General features: G+C 33.1%; 16 protein-coding genes. All 16 read right to left on the bottom strand.

The features are described 5' to 3' along the window. Nucleotides 1-118: 118 nt before the first annotated feature. Nucleotides 119-316 (bottom strand): cold-shock protein, encoded by a 198-nt coding sequence (locus tag UGRO018_RS00445; RefSeq protein ID WP_416324477.1) that lies wholly within the window; start codon nucleotides 314-316, stop codon nucleotides 119-121. 245 nt (nucleotides 317-561) lie between these two features. Beyond that, nucleotides 562-921, bottom strand: a complete 360-nt coding sequence (locus UGRO018_RS00440; RefSeq protein WP_416324476.1) for a hypothetical protein — start codon at nucleotides 919-921, stop codon at nucleotides 562-564. Nucleotides 922-1,097: 176 nt separating this feature from the next. After that, nucleotides 1,098-1,295, bottom strand: a complete 198-nt coding sequence (locus tag UGRO018_RS00435) for a cold-shock protein (protein WP_416324475.1) — start codon at nucleotides 1,293-1,295, stop codon at nucleotides 1,098-1,100. A 7-nt stretch (nucleotides 1,296-1,302) separates the two neighbouring features. Further along, nucleotides 1,303-1,995: a ComF family protein gene (locus UGRO018_RS00430; RefSeq protein WP_416324474.1), complete on the bottom strand. Its 693-nt coding sequence runs from the start codon at nucleotides 1,993-1,995 to the stop codon at nucleotides 1,303-1,305. Between the two features lie 13 nt (nucleotides 1,996-2,008). Then, nucleotides 2,009-3,160 carry a helicase-related protein gene (locus UGRO018_RS00425; protein WP_416324473.1) on the bottom strand — a complete coding sequence of 384 codons (1,152 nt, stop codon included), beginning with the start codon at nucleotides 3,158-3,160 and terminating at the stop codon, nucleotides 2,009-2,011. Nucleotides 3,161-3,431: 271 nt separating this feature from the next. Next, complete coding sequence (locus tag UGRO018_RS00420) at nucleotides 3,432-3,845, bottom strand: PTS sugar transporter subunit IIA (RefSeq protein ID WP_416324472.1); 414 nt, start codon at nucleotides 3,843-3,845, stop codon at nucleotides 3,432-3,434. Then, on the bottom strand, nucleotides 3,838-5,076 hold the full coding sequence (locus tag UGRO018_RS00415; RefSeq protein WP_416324471.1) for a neutral/alkaline non-lysosomal ceramidase N-terminal domain-containing protein: 1,239 nt from the start codon (nucleotides 5,074-5,076) through the stop codon (nucleotides 3,838-3,840). Before UGRO018_RS00415 ends, UGRO018_RS00420 begins: the two co-directional genes overlap by 8 nt. 15 nt (nucleotides 5,077-5,091) lie before the next feature. Next, nucleotides 5,092-5,895 carry a PTS system mannose/fructose/sorbose family transporter subunit IID gene (locus UGRO018_RS00410; protein ID WP_416324470.1) on the bottom strand — a complete coding sequence of 268 codons (804 nt, stop codon included), beginning with the start codon at nucleotides 5,893-5,895 and terminating at the stop codon, nucleotides 5,092-5,094. Continuing rightward, on the bottom strand, nucleotides 5,888-6,679 hold the full coding sequence (locus UGRO018_RS00405) for a PTS mannose/fructose/sorbose/N-acetylgalactosamine transporter subunit IIC (RefSeq protein ID WP_416324469.1): 792 nt from the start codon (nucleotides 6,677-6,679) through the stop codon (nucleotides 5,888-5,890). Before UGRO018_RS00405 ends, UGRO018_RS00410 begins: the two co-directional genes overlap by 8 nt. A gap of 21 nt (nucleotides 6,680-6,700) precedes the next feature. Further along, nucleotides 6,701-7,198, bottom strand: a complete 498-nt coding sequence (locus UGRO018_RS00400) for a PTS sugar transporter subunit IIB (protein WP_416324468.1) — start codon at nucleotides 7,196-7,198, stop codon at nucleotides 6,701-6,703. Between the two features lie 292 nt (nucleotides 7,199-7,490). Further along, nucleotides 7,491-9,416 carry a BglG family transcription antiterminator gene (locus UGRO018_RS00395; RefSeq protein WP_416324467.1) on the bottom strand — a complete coding sequence of 642 codons (1,926 nt, stop codon included), beginning with the start codon at nucleotides 9,414-9,416 and terminating at the stop codon, nucleotides 7,491-7,493. Between the two features lie 392 nt (nucleotides 9,417-9,808). Continuing rightward, a complete protein-coding gene (locus UGRO018_RS00390; protein ID WP_416324466.1) occupies nucleotides 9,809-10,603 on the bottom strand; it encodes a Cof-type HAD-IIB family hydrolase in 795 nt (264 codons plus the stop codon). Between the two features lie 18 nt (nucleotides 10,604-10,621). Next, nucleotides 10,622-11,308: a DNA alkylation repair protein gene (locus UGRO018_RS00385; RefSeq protein ID WP_416324465.1), complete on the bottom strand. Its 687-nt coding sequence runs from the start codon at nucleotides 11,306-11,308 to the stop codon at nucleotides 10,622-10,624. A gap of 1 nt (nucleotide 11,309) precedes the next feature. After that, nucleotides 11,310-11,738, bottom strand: a complete 429-nt coding sequence (locus tag UGRO018_RS00380; RefSeq protein ID WP_416324464.1) for a GNAT family N-acetyltransferase — start codon at nucleotides 11,736-11,738, stop codon at nucleotides 11,310-11,312. Nucleotides 11,739-12,473: 735 nt separating this feature from the next. Then, nucleotides 12,474-13,514: a Fic family protein gene (locus UGRO018_RS00375; protein ID WP_416324463.1), complete on the bottom strand. Its 1,041-nt coding sequence runs from the start codon at nucleotides 13,512-13,514 to the stop codon at nucleotides 12,474-12,476. Nucleotides 13,515-13,852: 338 nt separating this feature from the next. Further along, nucleotides 13,853-15,211 (bottom strand): polysaccharide deacetylase family protein, encoded by a 1,359-nt coding sequence (locus UGRO018_RS00370; RefSeq protein ID WP_416324462.1) that lies wholly within the window; start codon nucleotides 15,209-15,211, stop codon nucleotides 13,853-13,855. Nucleotides 15,212-15,288 lie beyond the last annotated feature (77 nt).

The following is a 15,288-nucleotide window of genomic DNA, read 5'->3' as shown; positions in this document are numbered from 1 at the left end:
GTATCTTCATTTTTTCTAATCGCTATATATAGAAAGCTTATAATACCCTAACATTGTATCACAAATGGATAAACTATCAAACCAAAAAAAACAGGCAATCGCCCGTTTTTTCAGATTCTTAAAGTTTTACGATATCGTGTGCCTGTAAACCTCTATCTGTTTCCACAACCTCAAACTCAACCTGAGCATCATTATCGATTGTTTTGAAACCATCCATCTTTAATTGTGAATAGTGGAAGAATACATCTTTTCCATCTTCTAAAGTGATGAATCCGTATCCTTTTTCCTGGTTGAACATTTTAACTTTTCCTTGCATTGCTTAATAAACCCTATACCTTTCTATGCTAATCAAATGCATATCAACATTATAGACATTTTTTCTCTAAAAATCAATTAGATTTCTGCTTTCTTAACTCAATTTACATGATTTTTTCTGAAATGTTTTTTCATAGTGTACAAATAATTTTCTTTGTTTTTCATAACGAAACAAACATGTTCACTTTTCCACAAAATAATAAAGAAAAACCACAATTAGCTACCTTACACTAATTGTGGTTTCGATTATGCTTGTGCTCTTTCCGCTTGTTTTTTTACAACATGCAAGATCATAGATCGTTCTGGTATTTCTTCTCTTTGTGCATAGTTGCCCATATCAAGTAATGCATCATGGATTTCTTCTTCATCATCAAGATTCAAGATCATGAATCTTCCATTAAAGGCATTAACCATATGCTTATTCGCATCATGATATTCCTGATTGTTTGTTAAAGCGATAACTTCTTCATATGTATCCAATAAAGAGTCAATAGTCGTTTCTAATTCCTTAGCTCTTCTCGTTTTTAAAAAGTAAACATGATCACTTTCTTCTGTCTGGAAACGAAAATCACCAGCGGAATCTAATAGTAATGCTAGCTTTTTCATCGTAACCCTCCTCGTGTGCTTTCTAGCACGGTAGCATTATAACTGAATGGAACCGATGCCGCAACCACTATATGGTAATATTTGGAATTCTTAAGACATTTTTGTATATGTAAAGGCTTACAGCTATAGAAGAAAGGCATTTCATTTGCCGTTTCAAACGAAATGCCTTCTTTTCCTTAGCACTTTTCTACGTTTCTAGCCTGCAGTCCTTTGTCTACCTCTACAATATCAAAGTTCACCTGCTGGCCTTCTTCTAAAGATTTATAGCCATCTTGAAGAATATGGGAGTAATGAACAAAAATGTCCTTTCCCTCTTCTGTTGAGATAAAACCATACCCCTTTTCTGTGTTGAACCATTTTACTTTACCTTTCATTGTTACTTCACCTTCCATTTCTTGCTACGTGTTCAAGTATAGAGAAACAATCGCAATGTCGCAAATCTTTTTTATCGCAGGATTCGACAAACAAAGGATGTGCACATAATACAAATGCCTCTATTTTATATGTATGCTCTTGAATCAGTTCATATGCTCTTTTCAAAGAAGAACCGCTCGTACATACATCATCGAATAGTAATAAGGGGGTTTGGGGTAATGGAATCGCAGGATCTCGCTGAATCACTTGATTGATTAGCTTACGGTTTTCAAAGTTTTGTAAGGATTGTTTATGGTTATTCAGTTTATAGAAAGGTTGTAATGTCGGTATGGAAACATTACGCAGCATTTCTTTTACAGGTTGAAAGCCTCGCTCTTTTCGTTTCTCCTCACTACTCGGTAACAACACGATATGATAGTGTCGATATCTGTCGATGAGTTTTTTACGTTCTTCATATAGAAAGACAGGGGCCAATGCGATATCTCTTCCTTCCTTAAATTGAAATAGCATGCTTTCTAATGCTTCATTATATTCATATATGATATGAAGTGGTATACCATTGAGTTGCGTATCTAAATCAATACGTTTTAATTGCTTTTTACACTGACCACAAAGTAAGGCATCCTGTTTCCACCAATCTTTCCAGCTTATTTCTTGTTCAATATTACCAAAACAATTCAGACATCGATCATGCTTCATTCTCTTTCCTCCCTTATCCACCACTTTCATTCATCTTTTTTAAGGATGCAATGCATTGTTTGATATCTTTGGTATCCCTTTTACAAAGAAACAGTCCTTTTCCAGTTGGCATATCAATATTTCTACCGACACGTCCGATCATCTGAATCAAACTGGCTTCATTGAATACGGGATGATCCGCAAACAAAATCACTACATAAATACCTTTGATGGTGATACCTCGTTCCAATACGGTTGTCGCTATCAAAAATTCATAAGCTTTCTGATGAAATTGTTCGATCAGTTGTTCTTTGTTTTCTGTCTTAGAGGTGAAGGCAGCACAGCGAAATCTGATATGTAACCAACGTTGCATGCGATTGGCCATCGCTATGGTAGGTACGAAAACCAATGTTTGTATTCCTTCTTTTCTTTGTTTATGTAGAAAACATAATAGGTATAGCATTTGCATCCAAACAAATCCACGCTTCACTTCTGGCACGATCAAAGGATATCCATGTGGGCGTTGAAATAACTCGATCAACTTTAGGTTCCCTTTTTTCACCTCTTCTTTCATTTCATCATCCGGTGTTGCAGTCAGATAGATTTTTTCTCCAACACAAGCATGCATCGCTATCGCCTTCAGTATCTGGTTCCCTCTGTATGGAAAAGCATCGACTTCATCCATGATTAGCAAATCAAAGGTCTGATGATACCGGTATAACTGATGCATGGTACAAATGATCAAATCGCCGTCCACGATATCGGTATATCCCTCGCATACCGCAACAATTTGTAAGCTTGGAAAAGCTTCTTTCATACGTTGTGCAATCTCTAAGACCACTTGTCTTCTCGCAATCGCAAAGCCAACTTTTTTTCCTTGGTTTAAATAACTCGCAATGGCTTCCATTACAATTTCAGTCTTGCCCGCCCCGCAACATGCGAACGTTAAGCAATCTTCATGACAGGATAAATGGTACATCAACAAATCGCTGGCTTTTTTCTGAGCTGGTGTGAGAGGATACTTTAATTGTGGGTGACAAGTATGCCGTTTTCTTTGATATTGTTTTTTAGGCGGCAGTTCATTTACATTCACTCTTCCAAAAGCGATACATTTTCTACAATACCATGTATCCTTATCTTGATAAAAATAGATAGGATCACTGTTTCCACATCTAAGACATTTCATTTTTTCACCTCCTTATATATCTATTACGTAAAAAGAAGGTAAAAATCCTAAATTTTCTTGAAATTTCTTAAAAAAACCTATATATACATAAGAAATTTAAAAGAACATGCTAATAAATTCGAGAATACCTGCCAATTTTGTATAAAAAAACTGATGATCATACATCCTTCTTTACAAAGAACTAATTGACATCAGATTTTTATATGATGAAATATTTAGAAATAGGATATTTCCTTTTGTGATCAAAAAACTCAACGAATATATTATATTATTATTCATCCCCCTCATTTCTTTTATGTTCAAAATCATAATCATTGACCAATACAATTGCATTTTGTGCTTTTTCAATAACTAATCTAAGTTCTTTCTTTTGCATTGGTTCTGGTAAAAAACTCAATTCCATTAATAAGGGTAAGTTGAATCCAGCTATAATATATGTGTTCTCCCGCTTTAAGTAAGGTATCATAAACTGATTGACACTTCCACCTAATAAATCTGTACAAACAACTACTTCATCTTGTTCTTCTACTTTTGAAAAAAATTTTTGTATCTCTTTTTGTGGATCACAATGCTCAACATAGGCACAGATATATTTAAATGCATGATTTTCTCCTAAAAACATTTTTAAAGATTCACTCACACCCTGGGCCATTTTACCATGACTTATTAATAAATATTTACGCATTCTCATCCTCCTTTATTTTCATATGCTGTAAGATCATATCTTTATATTTTTCTGCTTTTCCCATAACAAGCTTTGTTACAGCTCCTCCATATCCTTTTTCAAACTGCTTTTTTTCAACGACATAGGTTGTCTGCCCATTACTATAACCAAAGATCATACAAATTTTTGCTTTGGAATGACTTTTCAATTCTGCTCCAAGAGCAGCTGATAGTTCACATGGTAATATGAGTATTTGTAAATCTCCCATATCTATAATTGTAGTATCAAATATCATCTTTACTCTTTTCATATGTAAACGTTCTTCATAATCTTGAATTTCAGATAATAACCATTTTCTCTGATCAAAATCTGTCGTAGTCGGTAACTGTTTTTTCAAATTTTGTAAAGTGGCATTTGCTTCTTTTTCATTAAATATAGTTTCACTTATATATTGAAAAGTGTCAACCTTTGGACTTGATAATGACAATATCTGCTGATTCTTAAAATTCATAATTTGATTTACAATTCCAGAAGAAACTCTTTCTAATTCAGAAAAATCATTTCCCTGTCTATATAATCTAGTGCTCATATCTCCAGCTGCACCATTATTAACAAGTGGCATAATTTGTAATTTATCATTTACCTTTTTTCTTATCGCTCCTAATAAATCAGCACTAAGTTGATATTCTATAGGACTTAGGACAGTTGCATGACAAGCCATATTTAATAATGCTGCTATCACATTACCTTTGTCATCTATAAACTTGAGGAAATCTATATGTTGGTCACCAAACCAATTTTTATCATTTCTATTTCCATAATACCCTTCTGAAAATCCTGTACTACAGATAATTTTTTCTACCGGTTTCGCCCTTTCATGGGATTGTATTGCCTCTTCAACAAGTTTTTCTATAATTGTTTTACGATACTGCTTATCATATTGCTTTGTGCTGTCACGATGATTTATAAGAGGTCCTGAGTGCGTATGTGTAGCACTAATATGAATCTGATCTTGTTGAATTTTAATTTTTTGAGTGATTTTATCTCTTACTTCATTTGTAAATTCATAGTCTACACCTAAAAGATCCACTGCGACAAAAAGGAATTCTCGATCATCTACAAATATCCATAAAAGAACGAATAATATAGCATCATGTACGCCTTTACTTTTTTCTTTGCGCATAGAATGACCAAGTATATGAATAGGGTAAGAAGGAGTGACGTCAATCCATGATGTAGATACCTTTACCATTTTTCTATCCTCTCCTTATGCAATGATTCCAATTACAGAAAGAATAGTAGTGACAAAAATTATCAGCCAAACCATTCTAATAGTATTCATTTTCTTGACATTGAACCCTAAATATATAATAAGAACAGCTAGTGCTGGTAGAATCTTCGGAATAATTTTATCCAAAATATCTTGTATAAGCAAAGAGGATTCTCCAATGGTAATATTTAGTGGTGTTGTTATTTTGACATTTGTCGCAATCATAGCACCAACGACTATAATACCCATGACGGATATTGCAGTTCTTAAATTATTCAATTGATTTTGTCGCTCTCCAATAAATTTAAGTCCTTGATAATATCCAATCTTAACCATTTCCCACCTTACAAAAAATAATAGAGGTGTGCAAATGAAGAATAATAATGCACCTGTCATAAAACTTCCTTCAATAGCTGCATATGCAGAAAGAGCAGAAAACACAACTTTTGGTAGTGTATTAAATAGCGCATCGCCAATACCTGCAAACGGTCCCATCATGCTTGTTTTCATTGCCGCAGCTATTTCACTAGCATCAGCTGCCTTTGTTTCTTCTATTGCCAAAGCCGCTGCATTGATTGCTCCACCAAAATAATGTTGACAATTAAAAAATTGAAAATAAGTACTGAATTTTTTCTTTAATAACTCTGGATCATCTCCATACAATTTTTCCAAAAAGGGACCAATTGCAAAAACAATACCACAGCTCTGCATACTTTCATAATTTTGACATGCACCTGAAGCAATTAGATATCGCATATGAAACTGCCAAAGATTTTGTTTAGATATTTTATTTTCACTCATCTCCAATACCTCCCTCCAAAGAATACTGATTTTGATTCTGATTTTGTAGATTCTTATATACAAGAACAGCAATAATTGCTCCAATAATGGCGATTGGTAAAATAGGCAATTCAAAATAAACCGCTAAAATGAAACCTAATATCAAATAATGAAGATTCCCTTTTACTGGTAAGAACTTCAATAAAAGTGCCATTCCCAATGCTGGTAAAACATTACCAACTGTCGTTAACGCAATTGTAAGCCATTCTGGTATATTTGCCACTAGAGATTCTACAAATACTGATCCTAGAATTAAGAATAGCAATGTTGGATACGTATTTCCAACGGCTGAACGACCACCAAATAAATTCCCAAAGAATATGATACGATATCCTTTTTTAAATTTACCTTCATCCATGGCCTTTTGGGCAAGATGTAACCAAAAAGAGCCAATCATTTTAGCTAACACATCAAATTGCACACCTAATGTTGCAGTCGGAATACCAATGACTAAGGCTGTTTCTAAGCCACTTCCAGTCGCTATTGCAAAAGCAGTCCCAACTGCTGCTCCAACTTCATAATTAGGTATAGATGATCCTCCAACCCCTACTAAACCTAAACTCATTAACTGCATGGTTCCACCAATCAATAATCCCGTAGTTACATCCCCCATAACTAATCCTGTCAAAAAACCAGTTAGTAGAACATAACCAGGACCCTTTGTAAATATTTGAATAATTGTTGCATCATAATCTATTACAGTAACAATTATTGCTATAAGTAATATTTGCATAAATGTAAACACAATAACTTACCTCCTCTTTATCTATTTTTTTATTTTCGCATTCATTAATTGGTAAAAATCTTGTGGTTGATCATCAGGAACTAATTGAGCAATCAATTTTAATCCCTGGTCATGAAGATAAATAACCTTTTTTGCACTGCTTTCATCAACGGTTAAATATTTTGTTATTGCAATACCATTGGTTCGATTAATATTCCCATAATTTCCCATAGTACATTTTTCGATTGCTATATCATGATTTGATAATTCTATTAAAACTTCTAATTCTTTGATCACAATCATCAATCTTTCCATTCCATAACGATCTACTTTTAGATTTGAAATTGCTTTTTCAGGCGTAAGCACAGATAATCGAACATTTGTTGGAGTTGCCATTCTTAAAATATTCTTCATCACTGGATTCTCCGCACTTTCTTTATCTATCACGATTACGCGTTCGATTTGCAGTTTAGGAATCCATGTGGTCGCAACAACACCATGTACTAATCGATCATCTACCCTAACATTAACGATATTCATATGAAATTTCTCCTTTCTAAATTTCAAGAAATGCATTTCCTTAATCACATTATAAGTTGTTTATAAGAATTATCAATGAATTAAATTGCACTTAGAAAAGGAAGTAAAAATGAATCTTCATTTGAAATATTCATCATATAAAAAACATCAGGAATATTCATAACGATAACAGAGTCAGAAAGAGGTTAATAGCTGAAAATCTGCACTGGTAATCCTTCTCAGTAGACTTTGACCACCTAGCTGTATAACATGTTTGGCACACAAAAAAAAGATCATCCTCTTTAATGATCTCTTAATAGCCAAAACTTTGAATTAATTTCAAGATTGCATGGTAATCTACGTTATTTGCAATAGCTGATACGGCATCAAAATTTTGTATTAATGAACAAATTTCTCTTGTTAAATACTGATAGTTAGAAAAATTATTTTTACGTAGGCAAAACACAAAAACAACTTGTACTACTTCGCGTTTCCATAAAAATGGCTGTTTATTGACTATGATCATAAATCGCTCTTTCACAAATATATCATCATATAAAAAGCATACCGCAACATTATTGCCACACTCATAAGAAATGACCGACTCTTTACGAACTAATTCCCTAAGAAGTAATGATTTATCTATACATGGATAGAACTTTCCAATAATGCTTACAATTCCATGGAACATTTCATTTCTATCAATTACTTCCCATCCATAAAATAGATTTTCTTCATAAAAGATATCAACCAACTTCATCTGTTTCATGCTCATAAGAAAATACATAACAGTTGTTATATCTCTAGGTTCTTCCATTAAACTACTTACTTGACAGATTGGTATATTATTTATATTCAATAATTTTGTTGAACAATCACTAATGATTATATCTATTCCTAAAAAATCATCTTTTGTAGTCAAATAGTATTCTTTTACATCAATATTATTAAAATAGGCTTCAAATTCATCCTTTAATTTTTCTTTAATTAAATTACCAAACATGACCCCGGATATGGTTATGACTAAAGCATTTAATTTATGTTTTTTCTTTAAACTATTATGATAGGTCACAAAACAAGGTAAAAGATATAATAATTCATCTTCATTTATCATATAGCCATAGGTATGATAAAGATATTCCAAACAATAATAGGCCATATCTAATGCTGCTAAAAAACTCCTTCTTATCTTAACATATGAGATATAATCAATGCGGATCATAATCTTATAGTAATTACGAAGTTGGAAAGAACGAAGATAGCACGTGATATTCATTAATGTATCATTTGCGTCTTCTTCTTGTATACCTAGACTTTTCTGTACATAATGTAAACATTCATTTGCTATCGTATATAATTCTTTACGCAAAGTTTCTTTAGCGTAGCTAATGTTGGATAAGCGATATGACATCAACAAAATCAGAAGAAATAAAACATCATCTTTTGTATACTGCATTTGAAATTTTTCTTTCAATTCTTTTATTATTTTTGAAGATGTTGCATAGGTGATTGGAAATTCTCTAATCAAATTTCTATCGTTTGAGGTAAATGATAGAACATTACCTTCTCTATTTCTTATATGGGAGAGATAAAGATAATCCACAATCTCATCAACTGAAACTTTTGATATTGCCTTCTCTTTTTCTTCATGCAGGTAATTAATAACCACTTCTATGATTTGCTTTTTTTCTTTAGGATTCCCTTTATAGTTATGAAATGCTTTTTGTACATAGGTATAATTACGTTTTAATAAATTATGAATAAACACTCTTTTATTATGCTCTTTGCCATATAAGAAATAACCTTTATTACTTGATTTCAACGCTAAGTCATATTCTAAAAATACTTGAACACTATGATTTATACATTGATAAATACTATTTCTGTTGGAATACATTTCATCTTCCAAATCTTGTAGATGAATTGCCTTATTACTTTTTATTAGTAGACATTGCAACATGCTGTTTCTTTCTTCAAATACATTATATTCATCATAGATACTATATTTTTCTAGTATGGATGACACTGATTCATTATCTATAACGATAATTTGATAGCCGGTACCTTTTTTGGAAATGATATGAAATGCACTATCTTCACACTGTTCCTTAATTAGGCCGATTTCTGTTTTTATTGTTCTTTGTGAAACACCCATTTTTTGTGCTATCATTTGACTGCTAATTGGCTTTTTCATTTCTAACAAAAACTTAATGATGTGATACTGCCGTTGCGTAATCATCCCTTCACCTTCTTTCAACTATTAGATAATGATAGTGTTTATTAGAGATATTTATATGCACATTTTTACTATATCATACAATTTGACAAAAGGATATTAACTATTAAGTATCCATTTTTTATTGATATAAAATGATTATAAATTCACGAAAAGTGAAACTCTTTAGAGTCCACTGTATCCACCACTTTTTCATAGCAAACGCATATATAATATCATGAGGTTAATTAAAATATCACGCAATTTCCAAAATACATAAAACTAAAAAGCAAACTATATAATTACGTTTTCTAATGCACATAATAATATCTCCTATTTCCTATTTTCACAATATAGTCCTATATATAAAAGCGTAAATCAGTAAATAAAAAGAGCAAACATCGCCCTTTTCACCTCTATTTCATAAGATATTGTTCTATGATTTCCAATACACCGTCTAATTCATGGTGTGGTGCATGTAAAGGAAATTGTTCTAACATTGCTTGACTTCCGTTTTCCATCACATAGCCATACTTTGCCAGTTTCAACATCTCCAAATCGTTTTCCGCATCACCAAATGCCAGTACTTCCTCAGATGTAACATTCCATTTCTCCATCAATTTCTTTAAGGCATTTCCTTTATGTACGCCCTTAACGATCAAATCAATACACTCATGACCACTGGTTACCACGCTCATGCTTTCATCTACTGCCGCTTGAAGCTGACGTACAACATCATCGAAATCTTTTGTTGCCACCAAAGCAAATTTCAGAATTTGATCATCAATTTCATCAAAACTTTTCACTTTTTTCATTACCGGAAAATAATCGATATAAAGATTGTAATCCTCATCCGAAATGGTATCTAAAACATACGCACTGTTTTTTCCACAAATAATGGTCATAATAGAAGGATACTGTTTCAATACGCTCACAATGTGATCATAGGTATCCTTGGCAATTGATACAGAGAACATTTCCTTACCTTGATCTACGATATATGCCCCATTCTCTGATACAAACGTAATTTCATTCTTCATTTCTTCAAAAAAGGAAACTAATTGAAAATATTGATTACCACTAGCTACTACAAAATGAATACCCTGTTTTTTCATTTCCTCATAAAGACGTAAGAAACGTACTTTATCATAGCTTAAGTCTCTATGATAAAAGGTTCCATCTAAATCCGTTGCGATTACTTTGATACTCATAAATGCTCCTTTCGGCCTCTAGCCTAAATATTTACTTGCTTCCCTAATACTTAAAGGGTGCATATCAGCTTTGTATTGTTCGATAAACTCATAGACCCAGGTTGGATTGGTCTTAGAATATTCTCTTAAGCTCCAACCAATGGCCTTATTCACAAAAAATTCCTTACTACCTAAATTATTCAATAGAATAGCCTTAAGTAGCTTTGTATTGGTTTTTTCTTTCCTAGTCAATTGATGGTCAATGGCAAGTCTGTTCATCCAGAAATCATCATCCTTGGACCAAGTTAACATCAATCCATCTACTCTTTGATCACTAAGTCCGATATCTCCGATCAATGTATCAAATGCATCGATCGAATCCCACCATTGTTTGGTTCTAAGATATGGTTCTATTAATGCAATATCTTCATATCGTAACCATTTTTGCATCGCATTCAGTATATCGATCCCAATATATTGCATCTCTCTATGATCATCTTGAAAACAAGCATCCAATAGTTCCCAATCAATGCCCCCTTGTTTCTTCTCTTCCTTCAAGAAAGGGCGAATCAATTTCCTACGCTCTACTGTGGATATTCCATAAAACACGAAATGATGCTTCATATACGCTGCCATGCTTTCGGCATTATCAAGGGAGCGATGCTGTTCTAACAATTCTTTAAGCTCTTCATATTTATCTACAGCGGTTTTGTCTTTATGTTCCATTTTATCTACACCTCCATTCCATGACATATTCTATTTGTCCACTTTCTTCTTCGATTTGTTCCTGTGTGATCAAAAATCCTTCTCTTTCATAAAAACGAAGGGCACTTTGATTGCGTTTATATACATGTAAACATAAATATGGATACAATCGTTTCGCATACGTCAGCAATTGTTTCCCTATTCCCATACAACGATCATCCTTATGAACAAACAATCCTGCAATATATCCATCTTGAAGCCCGATAAAGCCAATGATCTTTCCTTGATGTTCTTGAACATATAATTCACCCTGATGCATCATTTCTTTTACTTCTTCATAATAGCCTAACCAATAGCTTTCATGGATAAAGCTATGTGCATCTAAATTCCCACTTAGCCATAGTTCCATGACCTGATCTATATCCTTATGTTTGAGTGCTCTGATTTCCATCTTCAATTCATACCTTTCTTCTTCATTTTATCATACCTTGTTGTAATTGAAGAACACTTTACGATGAAAATAACAAAAAAAAACAATAAAATCAAAGATAAGACTTCATTGGTTTTCTCAAGGATATTTATTAAAATAAATTTTATTCATATCCTTTTCTGAAATCATATACAACAACAATCTTACTAATAATAATAATTGATAGAACAATAATAAAGTTGATAAGAAATTCAAATATAACATTACCAATGATGTGAATTTTATGAAAGAGAACTGACTCATTAAGAAACCAGTAATAATGATTGCTTTATGTATACCGCTTTCCTTAATATGTAAACTTAATTTACTCCATATGTTCCATTATCAAAGGTGATTTATCTTCTTGGTTTAGGCAAACCGAATATTACTTCCATTATAAAAGCCGTCTATACGTTATTTTCTGATAACATTAGCTCTTCAATCATTTTTCTTTTTAATCCACCAAAGGCATATAAAGCATATCCTATATAGTCAGTGGTGGAATTTGTCTTACAATTAGTATTTTTTTCATGATATTCCCTCTCTTTTCTGTCTGCATTATATGATGATTCCTATTGTCACACAATCTCATATCGACCGTCTTGCGTTTAAGCATTACTAAGTTGCATTTTTTCTAATGAAATCAAAATGGTATGTTAGTGGCCGAACTCTTTATCACGAGCGTGATTTTATGCAAAGGGTAAGACGAATCGATTTTTATTTGATGCTGTAAAAGGTCGATCTACCACCGCCGTGACGTTCGATAAATCCCTCTTCAACTAATTGTTTTAAGGCCTTCTCCACGGTCGCTCTTTTCAGTGTAGGCAGAGTTTCAAGAAGCTCGCTTTTCGTGAATTTTCCCAAATGATCATTGATGGCCATTCGTACCATCTCGATCGCCGGCATCTTTTCTTCAATCAGATCAAGACGATCTTCAAAGTCCCGATAACAGGATAATAAAACACCTAAGAAATAAACAATAAAAGGAGTGCAGTCATTTTGCCCATCATGCCATCCTTGTTCGATATCTTGAAGCGCATTGTAATAAGCTACCTTTGTTTTTTCGATTTTGTTTTCCATGCTGATATATTTGCCTACTTCAAATCCGCTGCGATATAGCAACAAAGCCGTTAAAAGACGGGACATGCGGCCGTTGCCGTCGTTAAAGGGGTGAATACACAAAAAATCAGAAATAAAAAACGGAATCAGCAGCAAAGGCTCGATCTCTGCTTCTATGGCTTCATTATAACTGCTACAGATAGCTTCAATTGCCTGTGGTGTTTCGTAAGGAGCCAAAGGCTGGAACCGAACGATTTTGGTTCCGTCACTCAGTACCTCAGCAATATAATTTTGTGTATTTTTGAAATGACCGCCAAAGGATTCAAGAGTATAGGAATATAAATTCTTATGCAGTTGCAGGATATAGTTACTTCTGATTGGAATGTATTCATGACTTTCATGAATAGTGTTCAGAACATCCCTATAACCCGCAATTTCTTCCTCATTACGATTCCTAGGAGTGGTTTTATGATTTACTAATTGTTTAATTCTAGTATCCGTTGTAATGATACCTTCGATTTGATTGGATGCCTGTGTACTCTGAATTTTTGATATCTCTACCAATTTTTCTAACATCATTGGTTTCTGTTTGAGGTATAACTCTTGTTTTCCTTTATATTCATAGATCTTTGCGATCATGCTCAGGATCTCTAATTCCCATTTCATGTCTTTGATCGTTAAGTAATTGAAATTTCTCATTCTCCTATCACACCTTTTATTCTCCTATTATACGCAACAAATAGGAGAATATCAATTCAAATAGGAGGAATAGTTAATATTATTTCCTAATTATCAACCCAAATAGGAGATTATATACCATGAGAAAAAAGCCCTCATCATGAGGACTTAAATTAATTTTAGTGATTGAATTCTTCATCAAAGCTTTTTTTGTAACAGTGCTTGTAATCGATCTGGATTCTTCATCCATTTTCTCGTAGCCTTTGCTAAAGACCTTGATCTTTCTTCCATTCTCTTTTAGTTATGATATTTTCTAGTTATTCCAAAATCAAATGATTCTCCAGAATCGTTCACAAAGCTTATTTTCCATTTGCAACATCGTTTGGTACACCGTAATTATAATCTAACTGCAACAGATATTCTTTTTCATGTTCCATCAATGTAGAATAGGTCACAAACTGATATCCCGCCTTGTCTAATTGGGCAAGGATAGATGGAATGCTGTCTTTAGAAAACTCATGGATATCATGAAGCAAAATCACCATATTACCGGCTTTTGTATGAGAAACCACACTTTTACTGATTGCACCTGCTTCTTTGAATCTCCAATCGTTGGAATCTACATCCCAAAATGCGTAGCCCATTTGATTTGCTTCTAACACCGTATCATTTAATGCACCATATGGTGGTCTGAAATAGGAAGGCTCATGTCCTGTCAATTCATAAATTGCGTCCTGTGTGTTATAGATTTCATCAATGATACCTTGTTTATTCAATTCTCTTAGATCCGCATGATCCCAAGAGTGATTCGCCAATTCAAAACCACGTTGATATACATCTTTTACCACATCCGGATAATATCCGACATTTTGTCCCAGCATGAAGAAAGTAGCTCTTCCGTTATACTTTTCGAATTCCTTCATGATGGCTTCAGTATTACTTGCATGTGGTCCATCATCAAAGGTAATCGCCACAAGCTTTTTATTTTTATCCACCTTAGGTTGAGCACTAGGTGTTATAACATCTCCTTGATATAAGGAAGGAATGTTTTTATCTGCCAAAGCGATGTAGTTCGCATTTTCTTTATAATTTATCGTGATTTTTTGATCAACATCATTGTTTAAGTAAAAAGTGATATCATTTTTACCGATTTGAAAATTAGATAAATTCTCACTTGTAATAGCTTTTTTATCAATCTTATCATTTGCCTTGCTCTTCAACAGATTCAGATAATCTCTTCGAATGACATCTTTGACACCTAACATCTTATCTGTTTTTTTATCATAGTTATAAGAGTAATCTTTTTTCGCAAGTACCTTGTCATTTTCATCCACGACCTTTTGATGGAAGGTTAATGTTGTATAACGATCATACATGGTTTCGCTATCATAATCAACTGTAATAAATGCCATTCCTTCATGCTTGATATCTGTCATAAGTTCTTTATTCTTAAAATCAGCTACTGCTTGATCTAAGACCGGAATGTCATATTTGGGATAATATACAGATAGATAATATTGATCCTCTTCCTCATTGCTTTCATGTTTCATATCACCGGCAAGTTTGGTTTCTTCATTATAAGTATCATATTTCGCATATGGATTTGATGTGAATATTTTTACTACACCTAATACCACTGCAATCGGAATTAAAATACCTATCAATAAGATCAATATTCTGTCAATTCTCAATGTTCTCTTCTTTTTTATCTGTTGCATATTCTCAATCTCCTCATCCTTGCATATTATAGCATGTAGAAGGAGTTCTTGAACATTTTATTCCTTAAATAATGCTT

Origin of the sequence: Hoskinsella mucinilytica, from assembly GCF_045223415.1 — a bacterium.
GTDB classification, from domain to species: Bacteria; Bacillota_I; Bacilli_A; order Erysipelotrichales; family Erysipelotrichaceae; genus Hoskinsella; species Hoskinsella mucinilytica.
Note: the sequence above shows the minus strand (reverse complement) of the source record. Positions and strands in the feature narration are given on the sequence as shown.

Excerpts from the sequence above, each read along its gene's own strand:
- UGRO018_RS00425 (WP_416324473.1), bottom strand. The coding sequence starts at position 3,160 with ATGAAATGTCTTAGATGTGGAAACAGTGATCCTATCTATTTTTATCAA.
- UGRO018_RS00440 (WP_416324476.1), bottom strand. The coding sequence starts at position 921 with ATGAAAAAGCTAGCATTACTATTAGATTCCGCTGGTGATTTTCGTTTC.
- UGRO018_RS00375 (WP_416324463.1), bottom strand. The coding sequence starts at position 13,514 with ATGAGAAATTTCAATTACTTAACGATCAAAGACATGAAATGGGAATTA.
- UGRO018_RS00445 (WP_416324477.1), bottom strand. The coding sequence starts at position 316 with ATGCAAGGAAAAGTTAAAATGTTCAACCAGGAAAAAGGATACGGATTC.
- UGRO018_RS00385 (WP_416324465.1), bottom strand. The coding sequence starts at position 11,308 with ATGGAACATAAAGACAAAACCGCTGTAGATAAATATGAAGAGCTTAAA.
- UGRO018_RS00400 (WP_416324468.1), bottom strand. The coding sequence starts at position 7,198 with ATGAATATCGTTAATGTTAGGGTAGATGATCGATTAGTACATGGTGTT.
- UGRO018_RS00395 (WP_416324467.1), bottom strand. The coding sequence starts at position 9,416 with ATGATTACGCAACGGCAGTATCACATCATTAAGTTTTTGTTAGAAATG.
- UGRO018_RS00370 (WP_416324462.1), bottom strand. The coding sequence starts at position 15,211 with ATGCAACAGATAAAAAAGAAGAGAACATTGAGAATTGACAGAATATTG.
- UGRO018_RS00420 (WP_416324472.1), bottom strand. The coding sequence starts at position 3,845 with ATGCGTAAATATTTATTAATAAGTCATGGTAAAATGGCCCAGGGTGTG.
- UGRO018_RS00415 (WP_416324471.1), bottom strand. The coding sequence starts at position 5,076 with ATGGTAAAGGTATCTACATCATGGATTGACGTCACTCCTTCTTACCCT.
- UGRO018_RS00410 (WP_416324470.1), bottom strand. The coding sequence starts at position 5,895 with ATGAGTGAAAATAAAATATCTAAACAAAATCTTTGGCAGTTTCATATG.
- UGRO018_RS00435 (WP_416324475.1), bottom strand. The coding sequence starts at position 1,295 with ATGAAAGGTAAAGTAAAATGGTTCAACACAGAAAAGGGGTATGGTTTT.
- UGRO018_RS00430 (WP_416324474.1), bottom strand. The coding sequence starts at position 1,995 with ATGAAGCATGATCGATGTCTGAATTGTTTTGGTAATATTGAACAAGAA.
- UGRO018_RS00390 (WP_416324466.1), bottom strand. The coding sequence starts at position 10,603 with ATGAGTATCAAAGTAATCGCAACGGATTTAGATGGAACCTTTTATCAT.
- UGRO018_RS00380 (WP_416324464.1), bottom strand. The coding sequence starts at position 11,738 with ATGGAAATCAGAGCACTCAAACATAAGGATATAGATCAGGTCATGGAA.